This is a genomic window from Rhodobacter sp. 24-YEA-8, from assembly GCF_900105075.1.
Lineage (GTDB): Bacteria > Pseudomonadota > Alphaproteobacteria > Rhodobacterales > Rhodobacteraceae > Pseudogemmobacter.
On sequence record NZ_FNSK01000002.1, the window covers coordinates 334,163 to 352,212 of the forward strand.

Genomic DNA, 18,050 nt, shown 5'->3' on the forward strand with positions numbered 1-18,050 from the left:
GAGGGGGAGGAGAGGCGCGGCGCGGCGGGTGGTCTTTCACCTTTTCAGGTGATGCGGATGATCGAGGCCTTGATCTCTTCGAAATCAAAAACACGCTTCCAGTCGTCGCGCATCAGCACCGGCTTGCCGAATTCGATCGCCTTGTTGCAGGCATCCGAGAACTGGCCGCCTTTGACCTCGTCAAAGATCACCGCGCCGAGAATGTTCATATGGCCAAGCAGGAAGTCGCGGGCGCAGTCATAGGTGACGCCGGTCTTGATGACCTCATCCATCGCTTCGCGCATCACAACGAGCAGCGAGGCGCAGACGGTTTCCGACAGGCCCGGCTCGAGATAGGCCATCTGCTCGACCGTGACGCGATGGCTGCGGGCTACCGGCGCGTAGATGGTTTTCGCGACTTTCTCGCCGAGCGCATAATGCTCTTCCGGCCCCTGCATCAGCGCATTCACCACGCCCTGCTGCGCCGCGATGCCGCCGAAATGGTCCCTGCGGCCTTCCGGAGTGGCTTCGTCATTGAAGATCGGCGGGTGGCAGGGATGGGTCACGAAATAGGTGATATCGGCGCGCTCGGGCAGGTGATCGGCAAAGGGTGCAGCAGCGTCCAGGCAAACCACCATCGTGCCGGGGCTCAGCTTCGGCACGATATCGCGTGTGACCGCGCCAATGGCTGTATCAGGCACTGCAAGCACCACGACTTCGGCGTTTCTGACCGCCTCGTCCGGGCCGACGCATTCGACACCATGCGCGTCTTTCGCGCGCTGGCGACCGGCTTCCGAGACCTCGACATAGGTCACATCGAAATCGCTGGTCAGCAGATTGCGCGTCAGGCGCATCCCCATTTTTCCACCGGCGCCGAAAAGGGCCAATCTGGTCATCTTCACTCTCCCCATGCTCAACTGGTATGATGAGTGCGCCAGTCAGCGCAAAAGTGCAAGAGGCCATGCGCAACGCATGACGCGATGTAAGAAATTGTGAACCAGATCCTGACGGGCTCCCTCAGCCGGGGAAACAACCGGCTGCAGGCCCTCACAATGGCATTCGATCCGGCGCGCCTGCCCCCGGTGCCGCGCCACCACCTCCTCGGTCGTCATCGCGGCCCGCCCGCCCCGGTCCCGGATATAGCGGATGTCGTAGCGGTCCAGAAACTCCATCGCGACCTTGCAGCCAAAGGCATTCAGAAAGGGGCCCCCGAATTCCCGCACTGCAGTGGAGCGGTAAGCCGCGGATCATTGCTGGGAATTACAGCAAAGAATCGGGTGCAATCGACGGACTCTGCGCAACAGATCACCCTTGAGTTTACGGATGCTAAAGGGCGTGGAGCGGCCCGGCCCGGGCAATCGGCGATGCGCTGCATGGCTTTGGTCCAGTGCGAGAGCGGCGGGCGACTCAGTCCGTCTCTTCACCGGCGACCGGCAGATCCAGCGCCACATCGTTGCGCGGTTTTAGCAGCCCCGCATCCTCCAGGGCCACAAGATCGGGCAGATCGCGCAGCGTCTCCAGCCCGAATTGCGCCAGAAAGCCCGGCGTCGTGACATAGGTATAAGGTGCGCCGGGTTCCGGGCTGCGCGGTCCTCGCGCGATCAAAGCCTGGCGATGCAGCCGGGCGATCAGATCGCGGCTGACCTCGCGCCCGGTCAGGCGCGCGATCCCGCCGCGTGTCACCGGCTGCATATAGGCGATGATGGTCAGGACCAGTGCCTCATTGCGGGTCATGTCGCGGCTGGTCTCTTCCCCGCCACATGCCACCCGGATCGCCGCCGCGTATTGCGACCGCGTGCGGAACTGCCAGCCGCCGGCAATACGGGCGATCTCATAGGGGCGGCCGCTCAGTTCGGCCGCAAGATCCCCGATCAGAAGATCAAGCGGACAGTCCCGCCCGACCACCCGCAAAAGCACCTCGCGTGTCACCGGCCCGGATGCAGCAAAAAGCACCGCCTCGACCCGCGCCATCCATTCCCGCCACCGCAGCGCCTGGGGCAAAGCCGCCAGTTCGGTATCCAGCCTCTCCTGCGCGTCCGCCATCTCAGAGCCCATACAGCCGGAAGCTAGACCGCCCGGTCAGCTCGCGCACCAGGCCCAGCGAGATGAGCCTGTCAAACAGCCGCCGCGCCGCGCGGTCGCTGGCCTCGGCCCCCGCCCGGGCGATCAGCGCATCCTCGCTCAAAAGCGCAGCGATGATCTGGCCGGTATCCTTTCCCGGGCGCCGCAAAGGCGCCAAGCGCAATGCATTCCCGCGCTGCAAAAGCCCGGCCCAGAGATCATATGCCGCGACTGCTGCTTTCGCCCAGGCTTCGGCACAGGCGGCCAGCCAGGCCTCCCCCTCGAGCCGAAACGCCGCACGCGGCAGCTGGGTCGCCAGCAGCGGCACAGGACGCTCCCAGCCAAGCGCCCGCGCAAGAAGCGCATCTGCCAGCCAGAGCGCAAGGCCGCGACAGGCCGGCCCCAGCGTCAGAACCTCCCGCGCGGCAGTCGCGGCAAAGCGTAAGGGCGGTGTGCGGCCAATAAACCGGGTGCCGGCGTCTTGCAGTGGCCCCGCGACCAGCGCAGGCGACAGATCGAAAAACCCTGGCAGGCGCGCCGGCCATTCTGCCGACCGCAAGGCCCGCGCCTCGCCAAGGGCGCGCCAGCCCAGCAGCATCCGCCCCGCCGGGCCAGGATCATCGCCCGCACGCCGCAGGACGAAAGCATCGCGCAACTGGGCCTCGCCCTCGCGCCGCCCCTCAAACCCCGAAACTGCAGTCGCAGCCCCAAGGGCCAGCCGCTTGCGCCACAGCCCTCCGACCGGGTCGTCCGAGCGCGCCGCCACATCCAGCGCGGCAAGCGCCGCGCCGGCAGAAAACATTGCCGCTTCAATATCATCGCGGCCCACGCCCTGCCGGATCCAGCGCGGCAGCGCAGCTGGGCCTGGCATAGGGATAAAGGAGGGTTTCGGAGCACGTGACATGCCACAGCCTCGCATATCTCGGCGGTTTCCGCCAGTTCCCTGAAAACTAACCGCCGCAGCTGTCGCATGGCAGCACCGGATGGAAATTGCGCGCATTTTGCCCCGGAGAGGCTTATTTTTGAATCTCCCTGCAGCTCGGCCAGGCGATGCCTCTGCCGATGCGTGCGTCTCACCACTGAAAAACCGCCTTTGCCAAAGCCGTTTCTTCGCGCCTTCGCGCAAGGGTGACACTATGCCCACCACGAAAGCAAATACCTGTCGGCCTCCTGCAACCACTGGTATCTTTGCAAACTGCGCCGGAGGAGGCGCATTTTGTCAGATCCGCAGCGGCAAAAGCAGCGAGGGGCGCCCCTGACAACCTGTGCCACCGCCCAATGGCCTTGAACTCCCGGCCCGAATGCCCCCAGATAGGACAAAGCCATTCTGAGCCCGGCAAACAGCCCGAAATCCGCCCGCTGTCAGGCGAGACGGACCCCATCAGCGCCCTGAGGACCCCACGTGACGGACGAGGCCCCCTCCCCCGCCTTGCGCGACCACCAGCCGCTCGCACTCCGCGATCTGGCAGAGCGGGCGCGCGGCTATGCCGAGGCCGCGAGCTCTGCCAATACCCGCAAAGCCTACGCCGCGGACTGGAAGCATTTTGCGGATTGGTGCCGGCGCGAAGGCCTTGATCCGATCGCACCCGATCCGCAGATGGTCGGCCTTTACATTACTGCCTGCGCCAGTGGCACGAAATCTGTCGGCGGCCGAAAAAACGCGGTTTCAACCATCGAGCGGAGGCTTTCGGCCTTGGTCTGGGCCTATACGCAGCGCGGACTGATGCTTGACCGGCGCGACCGCCATATCGCCACCGTTCTCGCCGGCATCCGCAACAGCCATGCCGAACCACCGCGCCAGAAAGAAGCGATCCTGCCCGAGGATCTGCTCGCCATGCTGGAAACCTGCAATCGGGCCACGCTTCGCGGGCTGCGCGACCGCGCCATGCTGCTGATCGGTTTTGCCGGTGGCCTCAGGCGGTCTGAAATCACCGGGCTCGATATGGGCCGTGATCAGACCAGCGACGGGCGGGGCTGGATCGAGGTACTGCCTGGCGGCCTCCTCCTCAGGCTGCGCGGCAAGACCGGCTGGCGCGAGGTCGAGATAGGGCGCGGCTCCTCGCCCCTCACCTGCCCGGTCGAGGCGCTGGAACTGTGGCTCCGCCTTGCGCGGATTTCGCGGGGCCCGCTTTTCCGCCGCATCACGGGCCAGGGCAAGGAACCAGGGCCGCTCCGGCTGAATGACCGGGAAATCGCCCGCCTTGTCAAACGCGCGGCCCAGGCTGCAGGATTGCGCGGGGACCTGCCCGAGGCCGAGCGACCCGCCCTCTTTTCCGGCCATAGCCTGCGCGCCGGCCTCGCCTCTTCTGCCGAGGTCGACGAACGCCATGTGCAAAAGCAGCTCGGCCATGCCAGCGCCGAAATGACCCGCCGCTACCAGCGCCGGCGCGACAGGTTCAGGGTCAATCTGACCCAGGCTGCAGGGCTGTGACAGCTGCAGAATCGCCCCCCGGGGCGAAGACGCCAACCGGCGTTTCCGCCTGCCAGTTTCAGACCACCAGCTGAAAGCGCCGTAGTTTATCAGGGCCTGGAGCAGTCCTGCCTGTACCCGGGCCTGGAAACTCTCCTCACCCGTGTTGAATTTTATGCCTGCCGATGACCGCAGGAATGCAAACAGGGCTTGAAGCCAGTGAGCTCCTGCGTATAGACACCCCGAGATGGACAGTTGGCCGAGTGGTCGAAGGCGCACGCCTGGAAAGTGTGTAGGCGGGGAACCGTCTCGAGGGTTCGAATCCCTCACTGTCCGCCATTATCCCAAGCTTATAGATCTTATAATCACGTGATATTAAAGGAAATATTGAGACTTCCGTGCGATTTAACGCTAGTTCGCTCTGAATTTGCTGCACACTTTGCTACACAAACTGCTGCACTTTCTCTTGCTCGCACGCGGGGGCGTTGGTAGCCTCTCCGCATGAAACCTATCCTGCGCGGCACCACCTATCATCTTCGTAAACGTGTCCCGCAGCGATATCGGCCCGTGGAGCCGCGAGACACGGTCTGGATCAGCCTGCATACCGATTCCGAGAAAGTGGCCAAAGCGAAGGCTCCGGCGGCATGGTCCGAGCTTGTAGAGGCTTGGGAAGCCAAGTTGTTTGGCAAAGAAGCCGATGCCGAACAATTCTTTGAGGCCGCGAAGTGAGCTACTCCCCGATGCTTGGACAGTTTTCGAGGATGTTTAAGCTACTGCCTGTGCCTGCCGGTCGGTTTCGATGCTGTTGAAGTAGACCACGGCGGGGGGCAACCCGCCATGGGCAGTGTGTGGCCGCCGATGGTTATAGAAGCTGACCCAGGATCCGATTGCGGCCTTTGCCTGAGACCCGGTCTCCCAGGCATGCAGATAGACGCATTCGTATTTCAGGGACCGCCACAGGCGCTCGATGAAGACATTGTCGATGCACCGCCCCTTGCCGTCCATCGAGATGCGGGTTCCGACGCGTTTCAGCCGATCTGTCCAAGCGAAGGACGTGAACTGGCTGCCTTGGTCAGTGTTCATGATTGTGGGCGCGCCGAACCGGTGGATGGCCTCGTTCAACGCCTCGACGCAGAAGTCCGCTTCCAGGGTGTTCGATATGCGCCAGGCCAGAACTTTGCGCGTGAACCAGTCCATGATGGCGACCAGATACAGAAACCCCCGCCGCATCGGGAGATAGGTAATGTCGGCGCACCAGACCTGACCGGGGCGATCGACCCGCAGCCCGCCCAGCAGGTAGGGATAGGTCTTGTGGCCCTTTCTCGGCTTGCTGGTGTTGGGCTTCTGGTAAATCGGCATCAAACGCATGAGCCGCATCAGCCGCCGGATGCGCTTCTGGTTCACGCCGTGCCCCTCGTTTTGCAGATGCCAGGTCATCTGCCGGACGCCGTAGAAGGGCGTATCCATGAACTGCCGGTCGATCAGCTGCATCAGGCCGAGGTTCTGATCAGTCTCTCCAGCCGGCTCGTGGCAGAACGACGAGCGCGAGATCGACAGCAGGCGGCACTGCGCCCCGATCGACAGTGCAGGGTGGTCCCGTTCGATCATCCCACGCCTCACTTTCCGCTCCACGGCTTGAGCTTTCGTGACAAAAAATCGTTGGCGACAGCCAGCTCCCCGATCTTGGCGTGCAATGACCGGACCGTCTCTTCATCCACCTCCGTCGCGGGCTTCTTGCCGCCGCGCTCGAAGATGTCCGCAGCCCCGTCGAGCAGCGATTTCTTCCATTGATGGATCATCGTCGGATGCACGCCGTATTCGGCCGCCAACTCCGACACAGTGCGCTCGCCCTTGATGGCCTCAAGTGCCACGCGCGCCTTGAAGCCCGCGTCATGGTTCCTGCGTTTTCGCATGCCTGATCTCCTCGTCCGTGGAGACCAGCAAACGTCAGATCGTAGCTTCCGTCACTGTCCGATTTCCAGGGAGTAGCTCACTCTCGCGCCAGCTCGATGATGTCCTCGGTCAGCCGCTCTTCATCGGCCAGGCCGCAGGGCACTTTGCGCTGCGTAGATCGGTGCTGACCCAGCGTGCGACAGGCCCGGCGTTCGGAAATCCGCAGGGGCTGCCGCACATGGTCGATGCATTGGCGGCGGCGCGAAGGGCTCAAAAGTTTCCCCGGGCAGCCTCAGCCAAAATCATCTTGTCCGGGGTCAGATCCGAAACCGCTCGCCTGAGCCGCTGGTTCTCCGCCTCAAGATCCTTCAGCCGCTTGAGCTGATCGCGGTTCATACCGCCGTATTCCTTGCGCCATCGATAATAGGTCTGCACCGTCACTCCGATCTGTCGCACAGCATCAGAGACCGACTTGCCCTGGCCGTGCAGCACTTCAACTTGCCGCAGCTTCAGAACGATAGCTTCGGGCTTCTCTCGCTTGCCAGCCATAATCTGGTCCTCCTGAAAACGGGATAAGCATATCCCTGTGGCTGGACCACTTCAGTGGGCGCATTCCAGAGACACCATTTGTCAACATGACCTAAAGCGCGACGCGGAATCCGATATGCCCGGTCGAGCTGTCGGGCGTGTTGTGGCTCCGCGAATGCACAAAATAGCGCTCGCAGTAAGAGGCGTGGCAGAGATGCGAGCCACCCCGCATCACCCTGTGACTGCCCGTATCCGGCCCGGCGGGATTGCTCGGCGGCGGGTATTTTGCTGCCGGCAAGGGGCCGAACCAGTCCTGCACCCATTCCCAGACATTGCCCGTCATATTGTAGAGGCCGAAGCCGTTAGGCGGGAAGGCCAGGGCGGGCGCCGTGCCATTGAAGCCGTCTTCACCTGTATTTTCGCTGGGGAAAACCCCCTGCCAGGTGTTGTGGCGAAAGGCCCCCCCTGGACGCATTTCGTTGCCCCAGGGGAAGGCCATCCGCGCCAGACCACCCCGCGCGGCATATTCCCATTCGGCTTCTGACGGGAGCCGCGTGCCGGTGAAATGCGCGAAAGCCGATGCATCCCCCCAGGAAACATGTGTGACCGGGTGATCTTCGCGGCCTGCAATATCCGAGCCTGGGCCTTCGGGGTGGTTCCAGGTCGCACCCGCCACCCGACGCCACCAGGGCGTTCCCGCAGGATGGGTGAGATAAGCGCCAGGATCTGCAAGGAAAAGATGGAAAACAAAGGACCACCCCTCCCGTTCGGCGGTGGTGCGGTAGCCGCTTTCCGCGATGAAGCGCGCGAAAAGCCGGTTTGTCACCACCGTCGCGCTCATCTGAAAGGGCGCGATCTTCACCCGGCGCCGCGGATTGTCGAGATCGGCCTCATAGCGCGGCTTCGCATTGCCCATGTCGAAGAACCCGCCCTTCAACAGGCGCATCTCTGCCAGCACAGCCGCCCGGAGCGTGTCTGATGCGGTCCCTCGCCCGGTCGCGGTAGAAAGCGTGGCCGCCGCGCCACGGCACGGGGCGCAGCAGGGAGACCCCGCGCTCACGCGTCTTCCGGGGCTTCAGCCGGAGCAGTGGCACTTTCAAAATGGTAACCCGCCGCCGCCAGCCAATCCTCCATCGCCTCTTTCATCGGCGCGAAGATCGGATGGCTGGTGCCAAGATCGTGCTGTGCCCAGTAATCTTCTTCGACATCAAACAGCTGGTGCCCGCCATCGCGGTACCGGATCAGCCGGTATCTGCCTTTGCGGATCGACACGTTATCCTTGTAAAACGAAGGGATGATCTCATCCGGCACGCGTTCGCCGCGCAAAAGCCGCATCAGGGACTGGCCGAAACGCCGTTCTTGCGGGGCGACACCGGCCAGATCAAGCACGGTCGGGCCAAGGTCGATCAGCGCCACCGGGTCGTGGATGTCGCGCCGCACCCCGTCGGTCGGGTCACAGATGATGATCGGCACATTCAGCGACTGTTCCCACAGCGTCGTCTTGCGAAAGATATTGCGGTTCCCGAGATGGAAGCCATGATCTGCCACCACCAAAATCACCGTGTTATCGGCATGACGGGAATTGCGCAGCGCTGTGAGCACCCGCCCCAGCTGGTAATCAGCATGGCTATAGGCGGAAAAGTAATTGCGGATGCTTTTCTGCCAGTATTCCTCATCCCGGAACTCGACAAGTTCGGGAATATTTTCCACTACATACGGCGCATCGGCGATGTAGCCGCTCCATTCTGGCGGTTTGTGCAGGGCTGTATGATCATACATTTCCTTGAAGCGCGCCGGGGTGTTGTGCGGTGAATGCGGGCTGAAAAACCCAAGCTCGCGGTAGAACGGCGCCTCGCCCTCGTAGTTTTCGAGGAAGCTGATGGCCGAGCTGGCGGACTGGGCGTCAAAGAAGAAATCGTCATCGGTGAAATCTTCGGTGCCGCGCCCGTGACGATAGCCACCGTAGAACTTCACCCGCTTCTTCATTTCGCGCGTCAGCTTCACATCCAGAGTGAATTCCTTACTCTCGTCGGAGTAAAGCGCCCTGTGATGACGCGGTCGCAGGACCGGATCATGATGGACCTTGCCGCCCGAGGAACAGAAATATCCCGCTCCGTTCAGATCATGCACGAAACAGCGACGCGCCGGCACCTGCCGGAAAACATAGCGCGCATTGTCAAAAATCTGGGTTTCATGCGGCATCAGCGTGGTCATCATACTGGCGCGAGAGGGGCCGCAGACCGGCGCCTGGGAGCAGGCCGCGTGGAAGTTCGATGACACCTCACAAAGCCCGTCGAGATTTGGGATCTGCAGCGGCGCGCCAAACGCCGTCTTGTAACGCCAGGGCGCTACGGCGTCATCGAAACTGACAAGCAGAATATTCTTTCTGGTCATGGCTTTGCCAAACTCTCACCGGACAATACAGCCAGCCGCGACGGGCTTTTGCGCAAGAGACCACGATTGCCGGTGTGGCGCAACATCAGGGGCCCGGTGCCATCGCGCGCCCGAAGGATCGTCTTTGCTGCCCCTGACCACAGTAGCTTTACTCTGTTTCCAGCTTCCACCGGGACAAGGATAAACTCGACAAGCTGAGGAATGAGGCCGCGAATAAGGATCTGCCTCCGGGCGCCGATGCTGTAGAAATCTCGCCTTTCACGATCCAAGACCGTCGCAGGACCGCCGCGACCGGCCTGGCCGGGCTTCGCTTCCCGCCGCATGTGGTGGAGGCGGCACTGAACCACCTCAGCGGCACCCGGCGCGGCATGGCCGGCGTCTATAACCGCTACGTCTATGCTGTGGAAAAGCGCGAGGCTCCGGAGGCATGGGCGCGGTTTGTCGCGGAACCGCTCGAGGACAAGGCCGGGAATGGGATCAGGCTGAGGGGATGACATCGGAAATGATTTCCGATTTTCCGGGGGTATCCAGATTTGGACAGACCCCATACACCATGGGCAGCGATCGCTCCCCAGAACGGGGGAGCAAAGCCCGTGGCGGCGCGGAGTATCACAACCAGCGTTATATCTTCGCCCTGCATCCCAGGATGAAACCAAAGCCAGATTCCATGCTTAGGCCAGACGCCGAAATCGGGGGGCGAGGCCGGAACGCCACTCGTACCGACCCGCCAGACCGGTGATCCCCGGTCTGACTTGCGGTCCCCACAACCGGGGAGCGCAACCTTCTTCCCGGCAGGAAGTAGATGTTTCCCACGACCCGGGATAACCGCCACCCGTGCTGGAAGTTGCTTTGAGCACTTACCTGCCATTCAGGTGTGGCCGCCGATGACGGTCTGCTCGACGACAACGAACATGGCGATGCAGATCATCGCCAGCCCTGTAAACTTCCCCACTCGGAGCGCGGGGTCGTGCCCGTGCGGCAGGTCGTGGTCCACGACTGAGGCAGCAGTGGGGCGGCCATCGGCCAGGTAGTATGCGCAGAGCGGGTGCTTTCGCAAATTCTGGTCGCGGAAGCGTTCCATGCTTTGGTGTATCCGGGTTCCCGGGCACTGCCTCTGTCTGTCCAGCGCGGGGCCTTGTGCTTCGGTGCCGGGGCGCGCGTGGTGTGCGGCAGGCCGGGGCGGGAGGCATCAGCCTATCGGCTTTGGCGGTCGCGGGCTGGTCGTGTGCGAAGGGGTCGGTTGAAACGCAGCTATGTTGCCAATGGCGATATCCTAGCCCCTGGCAATTGCAGTGCCTCGCTGAGTGCCGCATCCGGATCAGCCAGTTCCCTTGTGAGGCGTTCACGCGCGCCACCGGCGGGCAGGAGCTGTAAGCGCTGCTGGGTTACCCTCTCCTCAGCGTCGACCAGCTTTGCGCTGATCTTTTCGCGGACGCCGGTCAGGATATCGCGGGTGGTCTGGGTCATGCCGATCCCCTGCCTGAAATGCGAATGCCGCGCTCCCGGAAGGCGCGGCAGTTGGAGTGCGTGGCGTGAACATGGCAGAGCTGCTTGCCGCAACCCCAGCTGTATTTGGCCACATCTACGCCGCGTTGTTCGGTAATTGCTTCGAATTAGAACTCGGTTTAACGCTTTCGGATTCTCAGAATTATGTCGCCAGATCTGCTCATCGCCGGGCTGAATACTGTTGGCCTGATTGCCATCTGCACTATTGCTTATGGCTGGCTTCAGCGACTCATGCCGCATCGGCTGGTTCGCCAATGTGCCGTTGGCTGCCTTCTGGGCACCGGTGCTGCGTTGTCGATGCTGGAGCCCTACACTGTCTTAAGCGGGCTTCAGATTGACAGCAGAAACCTCTTTCTGGCGGTTTCCACAGCCTTCGGAGGCGCTCTGTCAACCGTGATATCGTTCACGATATCGGGCCTGGTCAGGATCAGTATCGGCGGACCTGGCGTGGTCACAGGTTTAGCGACCATGATATTTGCATGCCTGATGGCCGGCCTTTGGACCTATGTAACGCGCGGTAAGCGGCGCAGAAGCTGGATGGCATGGGTGATGCTTGGCGTAATCCTCAGCGCACCACTGCTCGCCGTTATGCTGTTGATGAAGGTCATGAATCCCTACGTCGCACTGATGCGCCTTACAACAGATATGATTGGCGCAGTTTTCTTCGGCCGGATGTTCGAAGGCGAGCTGCGGCGCGGAAACCGTGAGAGGCAGCTAAACCTTGAAGCCAGCACGGATGCGCTGACAGGTCTGCCGAACCGTCGGGCCCTGATGAACTATATTTCGCATATCAGTCCCACTGACCAGGAAACCATGGCGTTACTGGTCGTCGACGCAGATCACTTCAAATCGATAAACGACACGCATGGCCACGATGTTGGCGATGAAGTGCTTAAAATGATTGCTAAATCGATATCGGCATCCATTCGCCATGGCGACTTCGCAGCAAGATTTGGCGGCGAAGAGTTCGCGGTTCTGCTCCGGGTGGAGAAAACTGAAGATGGGTATGAAATGGCCGAACGTCTTCGCAGAGAGATTTCTGGCTTGCATGAGGTTTTCGGGAAGCGAATAACCGTCACCGTAAGTGTTGGCGGCGTGTCCCTGCCGCCTGACAAATTCGACTTCCGGCAGGTCTTTCATCAGGCAGATGCCGCACTTTATGCAGCGAAGCGGATGGGGCGGAACTGTGCGGTCTTTCTGTGAGCCTTGCAATCGATCAACCAATGGAAAGCGGCAAATACCCCTCCGGCCAGTCCTGACGCCCTCGGTAATCCGGGGGCATTTCTCGTCTGGTCACAGCTTCGCTGACCTGCGCGCAGGGTGGCCCATCCGGGCAGCGCTGCGGCTGGGCGTCCAGCGTTCGCCTCGCCGCAGGTCGCCCCATCTGACTGCCGACATCCTGACTCTGGCAAATCAGGTCATCGAGGCTAAGAGCCTAAACCGGACGGTCAGCTTCCTTGGCACCCGCTCCATCCGCATAGCCGCTACCCACCTGAAGCCCGACTTATCGCCGCTCTGCCCCACCGCTTGAACGAACTTCCATCGTCCCGCGGCCAATCGTCGGCATGTAATTGGTGGCTTCATAGATCCCTCCGGGCGTGACAGGTTAGCTCTGGCTTTTATCTGACCTGAGCAAGGCGAGGATGGTGGCCCGCTTGCGACCCCATTCCGGTCGCTCACAAGGAACGCCGGCGCTGCAAAAAGCAGACGTCGCGATACGGCTCTTTCAGGACAGATCAAAGGTGCCTGTTCCGAGCGAGACGCCGTGTCAGCGGCTGTTGCTCCTCGTGAACTATGTTGGGGTCAGGACGATGCGCCCGTCCAGCGCGCGGCTCTCCATGCGCGCATGTGCTAAACTTGCCTCCGCAAACGAAAGAAGGTCAATCGGGGTATCCAAGAGGCCCGCAGCAACAGCCCGCAGCCCAGCATCAAGGCCCGCTCGAACGGCCTCTCCATGGCTCGGCAAATAGGCGCCGGCATTGAAGCCTGCCACCGTTACGCTGCCCAACCAAAGGTCGTTCGTTTTCACCTCGCTCGCCCAGTCACCGCTTGCGTTGCCGACGGCAATGAGGCGGCTCCCTGGTTTCATGACCGCAAAGCTCTGTTTCCGGAGCGCACCGCCGACCGGATCGATGATGACGTCAAACTTTTCATTCGCCAGGGCCGTGACGAGATTTTGTGAATCAACGAGCTGGTCGTAAGGCAGCCTGGTGCGCGATACCGCCTCCAGCTTGCTGGAGCGAACAGCTCCAACAACGCGGGATGCCCCCAAGAGCGTCGAGGACCAGCACGCTCTCACTTGCTTCAAGGTGAGCTACGCGGGTCAGAGCCACATGTGCCATTGCCGCATTGGGGATGGTGGCGACGGCCAGCGCCGGATCAACGCCAGAATTCTCTATCGAAACGACACCACCGACCGGCGCGACGTAGACGGACGCATAGCCCCCTGTACGGGGGCCAGCTGACATGGATACGACTTTCTCACCGATGACGAATTCCGTCACGCCCGCACCAACCGCGCGAATCGTGCCTGCCACTTCCAGGCCAGGGATGTATGGCGGCTGCGCCATGCCCGGCACAGCTTTGAAACGGCCCTCGAGGATGAGGATGTCGATGAGCCCCACGGCCGCGTGACTGACATCAATCGCAATCTGACCAGGCCCTTGTGGGATCTGGCAGACTGACGACGGTGAGAACGCCTGGGTCGCCGAAGCGAGTTGCATGAACAGCTTTCACGGAATTTTGCCTTTCGAGCGAGGAGCCAATGCCAACCCGAAAATTCGACTTGCCTGATTGAGTGGAGAGGGTCTGTCACAGATTTACGGATTGGCTGGCGCAGGAACGTCCGACAGTCCGTTCGGAAAGAGCATAGGCGCCGTGTTGATGACGTTCAAATATTCGCGCAGCACTTTGATTTTACCGTTCTCGGCGACAAGCTGGCTAACATAGTCCTGGGCATAAACCCGCTCGGAGCGGTCGATGAAGCCGGCGGCGTAGTAGCGGACAAAGAGAGCATCTGCATCCCTCCCCTCGTGGATTTCGATCTCCGAGAGCGTGAAACCCGCGAAATGGCCATTGATGAGACCGAGGACCTGGCTAATTTCGGTCTTACCCTGGAAACGTGTCGGCACCCAGAGGACCGTGAAGGAGGGAAACCCGAAGACACCTTCATCGGAACAAAGATCGATGCACCGCTCGACCGAGTTGTCGAGATCACAGAGGCTATAGAAGGCGGCGCTGCGCAATTGCCGGCTGGACGACACCGTCTTTGATCCTCTGGCTTAGAACACCCAGTGAACCCTGGCGACCTGGGCCAAACCACCGTCGATGAATACCGTTTACAAAGCTGCTGTCATCGGAAGCCAGGATGGCGACCACCTTGGTCGCTTCGCTCTGAAGCGAAGTGATCTGGTTGTTGACCTGCTGAAGCGTGCGCGCGGGTCGGCGACAAATTCCCGTACGGGTAAGATGCGCGCGACGGCGTTGGGCCTCATAGCTTCGGCATTCAGCTTCGACAGGAGCGAAGCGCCCGGATCGTGGGCGTGGCGTTGCAGCGATGCGATTTGGCACGCGGCCGGTTAACGGGACGGCGCGGACATCGGACAAGAAGAGCTGCGTGGCCGACGTTATGTCTGCCGAACCTCGGGGAATCCGAGCGGGTTTGCCGCCATCCCCACCGCCGCGCCTGATCCGGCCCATAATCCGGCGTCTCCTGCGGTCGCCGTGCTTATCGGGTCCGCGGCCCCATCGTCAGCCAGATTCTGAATCCGCTATTCTTCCACCTCGTCTGGCCCCTCCGAAGTCGGCTCCGGGCGAGACAGAGCCGCCACGATTCGACCAAACTCGCCGAGGATGTCTGCGTGGTTCTTTTCGAGATAGCGATTGATCCGTTCATTCGCGAGCAGGCGTTCGACGTAGCGGCCCGCTACCACAAGGCGCAGATGATCGGGGCCAAGGGTGCCCTCGATCAGCCTGATATTCTTCTGCAGGCTTGCCATCTCGGTCTTCATCCGCTCGGCCTGCTCGCGCGTGATGCCGGAAGTTTCTGTTTTCATTGCCGGATCGACAAGGTCTCCGTCATCGGTCGCGGCAAGAATGGCGTCGGTATAGGCCACCGTGTAATTGTTCGCGGCGATCATAAGTTCGGCTGCCTGAATCTGCCGCATGGGCTTCATCTTGCGCAGGGATCGGAAACTGTTGAACGGGCAATGCTTGTCTTTCAGAAGTTCAGCCGCCTCGGGGCAGATGCCGTTCAACAATGTCCGCTTTCGCCGGATCAGTGCCACATCCACATTCAGAGCGGCCGCGATACGGGCCTCGGGCACGCCGCGCTCAATCGCGCGCAGGATCATCTTGTGTTCCTGGATCGTGGCGAGACGGCTGATGCGCTTGTTATAGGTGAAGGACTCGTCATCGGTGGCGACCAGGCAGGCGACGGTTTCTTCGCCCGTCTCCTTCAGGACATGCAGACGGACATGACCATCGAGCAGGATGAACGTGCCGTCCTGACCAGGTGCGCGCGCAACCACGAGCGGTTCGATCAGGCCGGCCTCGCGGATCGATGCGGCGATCTGCGCATATTTCTGGCCTTTGGGAACCGTGGCCGGCAGTTGCTTCACCGGCAGGATGGCGGCGATCGGGATCTGACGCAGAGCTGGTTCAAATCCTGGCCCCGGTAATGATGCGTCATGGGGCGGGGGCGTTTTACCCATATGCGTCATGGCCGGGGTTCCCTGAGACCATCGGCCACCATGCCCGGCAGAGAATCCAGCGCCTCGGCGCGGAGCAGGGTAAGGAAATTCTCATCCCTGAGCAGGGACTGGAACGCCGCATCGAGGAAGAGCAGGTTGCCGCGCGTCGCCCGGGCCCTGCGGATCATGTCCTGCTGGCGTTCTGCCTCGATACGATAGGCCCGGACCAATGCCGCCGATGTCATCCGCACCCCGGATCGTTTTATGCGTGTGGCGCCTTTTTTCTTGCCGTGCCGGTGGCGCAATTCCACCAGCCGCCGCGCTTCCAGCAGTTTCTTGCCCCGCAATTCACCCGAGGCATAGGCTGCCTCCAGCGCCTGTCGCACATCTTTCTCTTCCGCCCGGCTGATATACAATGCGACGCTGAGGGGCATCTGACCGGTTTCGACCGCGATCAGCAGTCGTTCCTCGCCCTTGGCGATCAACTCGCCGATTTCGTGAACATACGACCAGGACAGCCCGGTTTTCCCGGCGATATCGTGGTCCGAGTATCCCCGGTCGCGCAGGATGGCGATATCCTGCAGCAACTCGAGCGGTCGCTGCTGACGACGGGCGATGTTCTCGATCACGCTGCGCAGAAGTCGTTCAACCTCGTTCGCGTCCACGATGATGGCCGGGATGTGGGTTTCGCCAAGTGCAACATAGGCCTCCATCCGCCCCTGACCGCAGACCAGACGCCAGGCATCCCCTGACACCGTGTCATCCCGCGCCACGGTGATCGGCTTCTTCAGCCCCACCTTGCCGATACTGTCCACCAGTGCACGAAAGGTCTTTTCGGATCGTACACGCGGATTTTCTATGGTGATGGCGGCAATGGGGATGATCTGCACCTCGGCATGGGTTTCGACATCGCTTACCATGGTGTCACCTCGGAAACGGATACGCGCCGGACCATGTCGAAGAAGAAGTCCAGCGTTTCAAAACGGAAGGCGTCCAGCATCAGGCCATTCTGCTCTGCAAGCCCCAGAGGTTTACGCCGCATCCGGAATTGGGGCAGCAGGTAGTAATCGAGCGCGTCAGTGTTCGTGCGATTCATCCTGATGGCGATGGTGATGTCGGGCGCGAGGCCGACATCAAAACGGATCTTCCAGCGCAAACCGCCTGAGGACGTTTCGCGACAACGGGCGACGACGACGGATGCCGTGAATTCGTTGTTGATGGTCAGCAGGTCCGTCGCGGGATTCCTGACCACGGCACCACCAGGCCGGGTGATCTCGCTGATCACGCGCTCGACCGCGTCGCCGTGAAATTGCCGCAACAGGCGGTTGGCTTCGATGTAGCGATAGTCGCGATCCGGGGTGAACCCGATAAGGGAATAGGCCCTGAGCAGGCTGCCGAAGCGATGGGCATAGGCACCGCTGGACGGCATCCCATCTGCTTCGTCGATCACCAGCCCGGAAATGTAGCCATGACTTCGGAGCAATCTGGTAAGGCGCTCGAGCATCTCCTCATCCGAAATGCGACGGTTGCGCGCCGCGATGATGGCCTGAACCTGTCGGAACTGTTTTGGCTCGACGATGGCATCGAAGGCGCCCTCTGAGCGGATCCACATCTCCGGACCATTGGCGATCCGCTTGTGCTTCAGTTTGAATGAGCGCCGATTGTAGACATTGTTGCCGATGTATTTCTCATTGGTCAGGATCTGATGGACGGTGGCGCGGGTCCAGACCCGCCCAAGATCGGTGAGGATGCCGCGTTCATTCAGTTCCGTTGCAATTTCAGTTTCCGACAGGCCGTTCTTCAGAAACTGGCTGTAGATCCGGCGCACCGTCCGGACCTCCTCGTCTGGTCCGGGAACCAGGATGACGCGATCCGTCTGAAGGCTCTTGTGCTCACCGCGCTTCAGTTCCGTTTTCACTTCGCCCCGTTCATTGAGAAGGGCGCGACGCAACCCAAAGCCCGCAGGGCCGCCCTGACGATAGCCGAGCTCAATCAAACGGCATTGACCCGCGAAGACCTTCACTGAAAGCTCACGGCTGTATTCGCCCGCCATTGCCCGCTTGAGGCTTTTCACGATGGTGGAGGTCGGAGAACCATCGTTCTCGAATTGCTCGGCGCAATAGGCGACCTGCATGCCCGCCTTGCGGCAACGGTATTCGTAATAGGCCGACTCGTCCGTGTCCTGAAACCGCCCCCAGCGGGTGACGTCATAGACGAGGATCACGCTGAATTCGGCCGCGCCGGCTTCGACATCGGCGATCATCTGCTGCAATGCCATCCTGCCGCCGATGGTCAGGCCGCTTTTCGCATCATCCGAATAGGTTTTAACAATCCTGATTTCGCGGCGTCCGGCATATTCGCGGATGGTCTGCGCCTGGTTCCGGGTTGAATACTGCTGATGCTCGGTCGACATGCGGACGTATTCTGCAGCCAGCAGCTGCCCGGAAGGATCGGTTTCTCCTATGGATAACGGTGATTTTCCCCGCGCCACGCCCACCTCCCGGTAAATCATATGGGCTGCTTCGAGCTGATGACCCTCTGCCGCAGGCAGGGCGCAGATACGAACTGCCGCTTTCATGTCCTTCCCC

17 protein-coding genes, 1 tRNA gene and 2 pseudogenes are annotated in these 18,050 nt (G+C 61.4%); 5 read left to right on the forward strand and 15 right to left on the reverse strand.

Features of this window, described 5'->3' with window-relative positions; genetic code table 11:
* Nucleotides 1-44: 44 nt before the first annotated feature.
* The 3 genes from BLW25_RS18085 to BLW25_RS18100 form a co-directional block, all read right to left on the reverse strand.
* Nucleotides 45-875 carry a phosphogluconate dehydrogenase C-terminal domain-containing protein gene (locus tag BLW25_RS18085; RefSeq protein ID WP_092902741.1) on the reverse strand — a complete coding sequence of 277 codons (831 nt, stop codon included), beginning with the start codon at nt 873-875 and terminating at the stop codon, nt 45-47.
* 511 nt (nt 876-1,386) lie between these two features.
* Entirely contained in the window at nt 1,387-2,022 is a 636-nt protein-coding gene (locus tag BLW25_RS18095) for an SMC-Scp complex subunit ScpB (RefSeq protein WP_253188579.1), read from the reverse strand.
* A gap of 1 nt (nt 2,023) precedes the next feature.
* Nucleotides 2,024-2,911, reverse strand: a complete 888-nt coding sequence (locus tag BLW25_RS18100) for a DUF1403 family protein (protein ID WP_216279414.1) — start codon at nt 2,909-2,911, stop codon at nt 2,024-2,026.
* 531 nt (nt 2,912-3,442) lie between these two features.
* Here BLW25_RS18100 and BLW25_RS18105 point away from each other — a divergent pair.
* From BLW25_RS18105 to BLW25_RS25035, 3 genes are all read left to right on the forward strand, one after another.
* Nucleotides 3,443-4,471: a tyrosine-type recombinase/integrase gene (locus tag BLW25_RS18105; RefSeq protein WP_092902749.1), complete on the forward strand. Its 1,029-nt coding sequence runs from the start codon at nt 3,443-3,445 to the stop codon at nt 4,469-4,471.
* Nucleotides 4,472-4,699: 228 nt separating this feature from the next.
* A tRNA-Ser gene (locus tag BLW25_RS18110) sits at nt 4,700-4,789 on the forward strand.
* Nucleotides 4,790-4,951: 162 nt separating this feature from the next.
* Nucleotides 4,952-5,179 carry a DUF6538 domain-containing protein gene (locus BLW25_RS25035; RefSeq protein ID WP_092902750.1) on the forward strand — a complete coding sequence of 76 codons (228 nt, stop codon included), beginning with the start codon at nt 4,952-4,954 and terminating at the stop codon, nt 5,177-5,179.
* A gap of 36 nt (nt 5,180-5,215) precedes the next feature.
* Here the strand turns inward: BLW25_RS25035 and BLW25_RS18120 are convergent.
* From BLW25_RS18120 to BLW25_RS18135, 4 genes and pseudogenes are all read right to left on the reverse strand, one after another.
* Nucleotides 5,216-6,363: pseudogene (locus BLW25_RS18120) on the reverse strand (IS3 family transposase).
* A gap of 80 nt (nt 6,364-6,443) precedes the next feature.
* Nucleotides 6,444-6,892 (reverse strand): annotated as a pseudogene (locus BLW25_RS18125) (transposase); the annotation flags it as partial.
* Between the two features lie 91 nt (nt 6,893-6,983).
* Entirely contained in the window at nt 6,984-7,931 is a 948-nt protein-coding gene (locus BLW25_RS18130; protein ID WP_253188580.1) for a formylglycine-generating enzyme family protein, read from the reverse strand.
* Nucleotides 7,928-9,265 carry a sulfatase-like hydrolase/transferase gene (locus tag BLW25_RS18135; protein WP_092902752.1) on the reverse strand — a complete coding sequence of 446 codons (1,338 nt, stop codon included), beginning with the start codon at nt 9,263-9,265 and terminating at the stop codon, nt 7,928-7,930. Before BLW25_RS18135 ends, BLW25_RS18130 begins: the two co-directional genes overlap by 4 nt.
* Nucleotides 9,266-9,591: 326 nt before the next feature.
* Between BLW25_RS18135 and BLW25_RS24505 the strand changes: the two genes are divergently transcribed.
* Nucleotides 9,592-9,759 carry a hypothetical protein gene (locus tag BLW25_RS24505; RefSeq protein WP_171909634.1) on the forward strand — a complete coding sequence of 56 codons (168 nt, stop codon included), beginning with the start codon at nt 9,592-9,594 and terminating at the stop codon, nt 9,757-9,759.
* A gap of 374 nt (nt 9,760-10,133) precedes the next feature.
* Here the strand turns inward: BLW25_RS24505 and BLW25_RS18145 are convergent, their stop codons facing one another.
* Nucleotides 10,134-10,346, reverse strand: coding sequence for a hypothetical protein (locus BLW25_RS18145; protein ID WP_092902756.1), 213 nt, complete (start codon nt 10,344-10,346; stop codon nt 10,134-10,136).
* Between the two features lie 170 nt (nt 10,347-10,516).
* Nucleotides 10,517-10,732 (reverse strand): hypothetical protein, encoded by a 216-nt coding sequence (locus BLW25_RS18150; protein ID WP_092902758.1) that lies wholly within the window; start codon nt 10,730-10,732, stop codon nt 10,517-10,519.
* 183 nt (nt 10,733-10,915) lie between these two features.
* On the opposite strand from BLW25_RS18150, the gene BLW25_RS18155 reads away from it, so the two are divergent.
* Nucleotides 10,916-11,974 carry a GGDEF domain-containing protein gene (locus BLW25_RS18155; protein ID WP_092902760.1) on the forward strand — a complete coding sequence of 353 codons (1,059 nt, stop codon included), beginning with the start codon at nt 10,916-10,918 and terminating at the stop codon, nt 11,972-11,974.
* A gap of 589 nt (nt 11,975-12,563) precedes the next feature.
* Here the strand turns inward: BLW25_RS18155 and BLW25_RS25370 are convergent.
* The 6 genes from BLW25_RS25370 to BLW25_RS18180 all read right to left on the reverse strand — a co-directional run bounded on the left by BLW25_RS25370 (nt 12,564) and on the right by BLW25_RS18180 (nt 17,875).
* Entirely contained in the window at nt 12,564-13,070 is a 507-nt protein-coding gene (locus BLW25_RS25370; RefSeq protein WP_366268445.1) for a zinc-binding dehydrogenase, read from the reverse strand.
* Nucleotides 12,955-13,494: an alcohol dehydrogenase catalytic domain-containing protein gene (locus tag BLW25_RS24060; RefSeq protein WP_143040555.1), complete on the reverse strand. Its 540-nt coding sequence runs from the start codon at nt 13,492-13,494 to the stop codon at nt 12,955-12,957. The genes BLW25_RS25370 and BLW25_RS24060 overlap by 116 nt, the downstream gene beginning before the upstream one ends.
* 96 nt (nt 13,495-13,590) lie before the next feature.
* Nucleotides 13,591-14,034, reverse strand: coding sequence for a nuclear transport factor 2 family protein (locus BLW25_RS18165; protein ID WP_092902762.1), 444 nt, complete (start codon nt 14,032-14,034; stop codon nt 13,591-13,593).
* A 507-nt stretch (nt 14,035-14,541) separates the two neighbouring features.
* On the reverse strand, nt 14,542-15,492 hold the full coding sequence (locus BLW25_RS18170; protein ID WP_092902764.1) for a plasmid partitioning protein RepB C-terminal domain-containing protein: 951 nt from the start codon (nt 15,490-15,492) through the stop codon (nt 14,542-14,544).
* Nucleotides 15,489-16,382 carry a ParB/RepB/Spo0J family partition protein gene (locus tag BLW25_RS18175; protein ID WP_092902766.1) on the reverse strand — a complete coding sequence of 298 codons (894 nt, stop codon included), beginning with the start codon at nt 16,380-16,382 and terminating at the stop codon, nt 15,489-15,491. Before BLW25_RS18175 ends, BLW25_RS18170 begins: the two co-directional genes overlap by 4 nt.
* Nucleotides 16,376-17,875, reverse strand: coding sequence for a recombinase family protein (locus BLW25_RS18180; RefSeq protein ID WP_092903108.1), 1,500 nt, complete (start codon nt 17,873-17,875; stop codon nt 16,376-16,378). The genes BLW25_RS18175 and BLW25_RS18180 overlap by 7 nt, the downstream gene beginning before the upstream one ends.
* Between the last annotated feature and the right edge of the window lie 175 nt (nt 17,876-18,050).

Excerpts from the sequence above, each read along its gene's own strand:
- BLW25_RS18175 (WP_092902766.1), bottom strand. The coding sequence starts at position 16,382 with ATGGTAAGCGATGTCGAAACCCATGCCGAGGTGCAGATCATCCCCATT.
- BLW25_RS24060 (WP_143040555.1), bottom strand. The coding sequence starts at position 13,494 with ATGCAACTCGCTTCGGCGACCCAGGCGTTCTCACCGTCGTCAGTCTGC.
- BLW25_RS18180 (WP_092903108.1), bottom strand. The coding sequence starts at position 17,875 with ATGTCGACCGAGCATCAGCAGTATTCAACCCGGAACCAGGCGCAGACC.
- BLW25_RS18135 (WP_092902752.1), bottom strand. The coding sequence starts at position 9,265 with ATGACCAGAAAGAATATTCTGCTTGTCAGTTTCGATGACGCCGTAGCG.
- BLW25_RS25035 (WP_092902750.1), top strand. The coding sequence starts at position 4,952 with ATGAAACCTATCCTGCGCGGCACCACCTATCATCTTCGTAAACGTGTC.
- BLW25_RS18100 (WP_216279414.1), bottom strand. The coding sequence starts at position 2,911 with ATGCCAGGCCCAGCTGCGCTGCCGCGCTGGATCCGGCAGGGCGTGGGC.
- BLW25_RS18085 (WP_092902741.1), bottom strand. The coding sequence starts at position 875 with ATGACCAGATTGGCCCTTTTCGGCGCCGGTGGAAAAATGGGGATGCGC.
- BLW25_RS18170 (WP_092902764.1), bottom strand. The coding sequence starts at position 15,492 with ATGACGCATATGGGTAAAACGCCCCCGCCCCATGACGCATCATTACCG.
- BLW25_RS18145 (WP_092902756.1), bottom strand. The coding sequence starts at position 10,346 with ATGGAACGCTTCCGCGACCAGAATTTGCGAAAGCACCCGCTCTGCGCA.
- BLW25_RS18095 (WP_253188579.1), bottom strand. The coding sequence starts at position 2,022 with ATGGCGGACGCGCAGGAGAGGCTGGATACCGAACTGGCGGCTTTGCCC.
- BLW25_RS18150 (WP_092902758.1), bottom strand. The coding sequence starts at position 10,732 with ATGACCCAGACCACCCGCGATATCCTGACCGGCGTCCGCGAAAAGATC.
- BLW25_RS18155 (WP_092902760.1), top strand. The coding sequence starts at position 10,916 with ATGTCGCCAGATCTGCTCATCGCCGGGCTGAATACTGTTGGCCTGATT.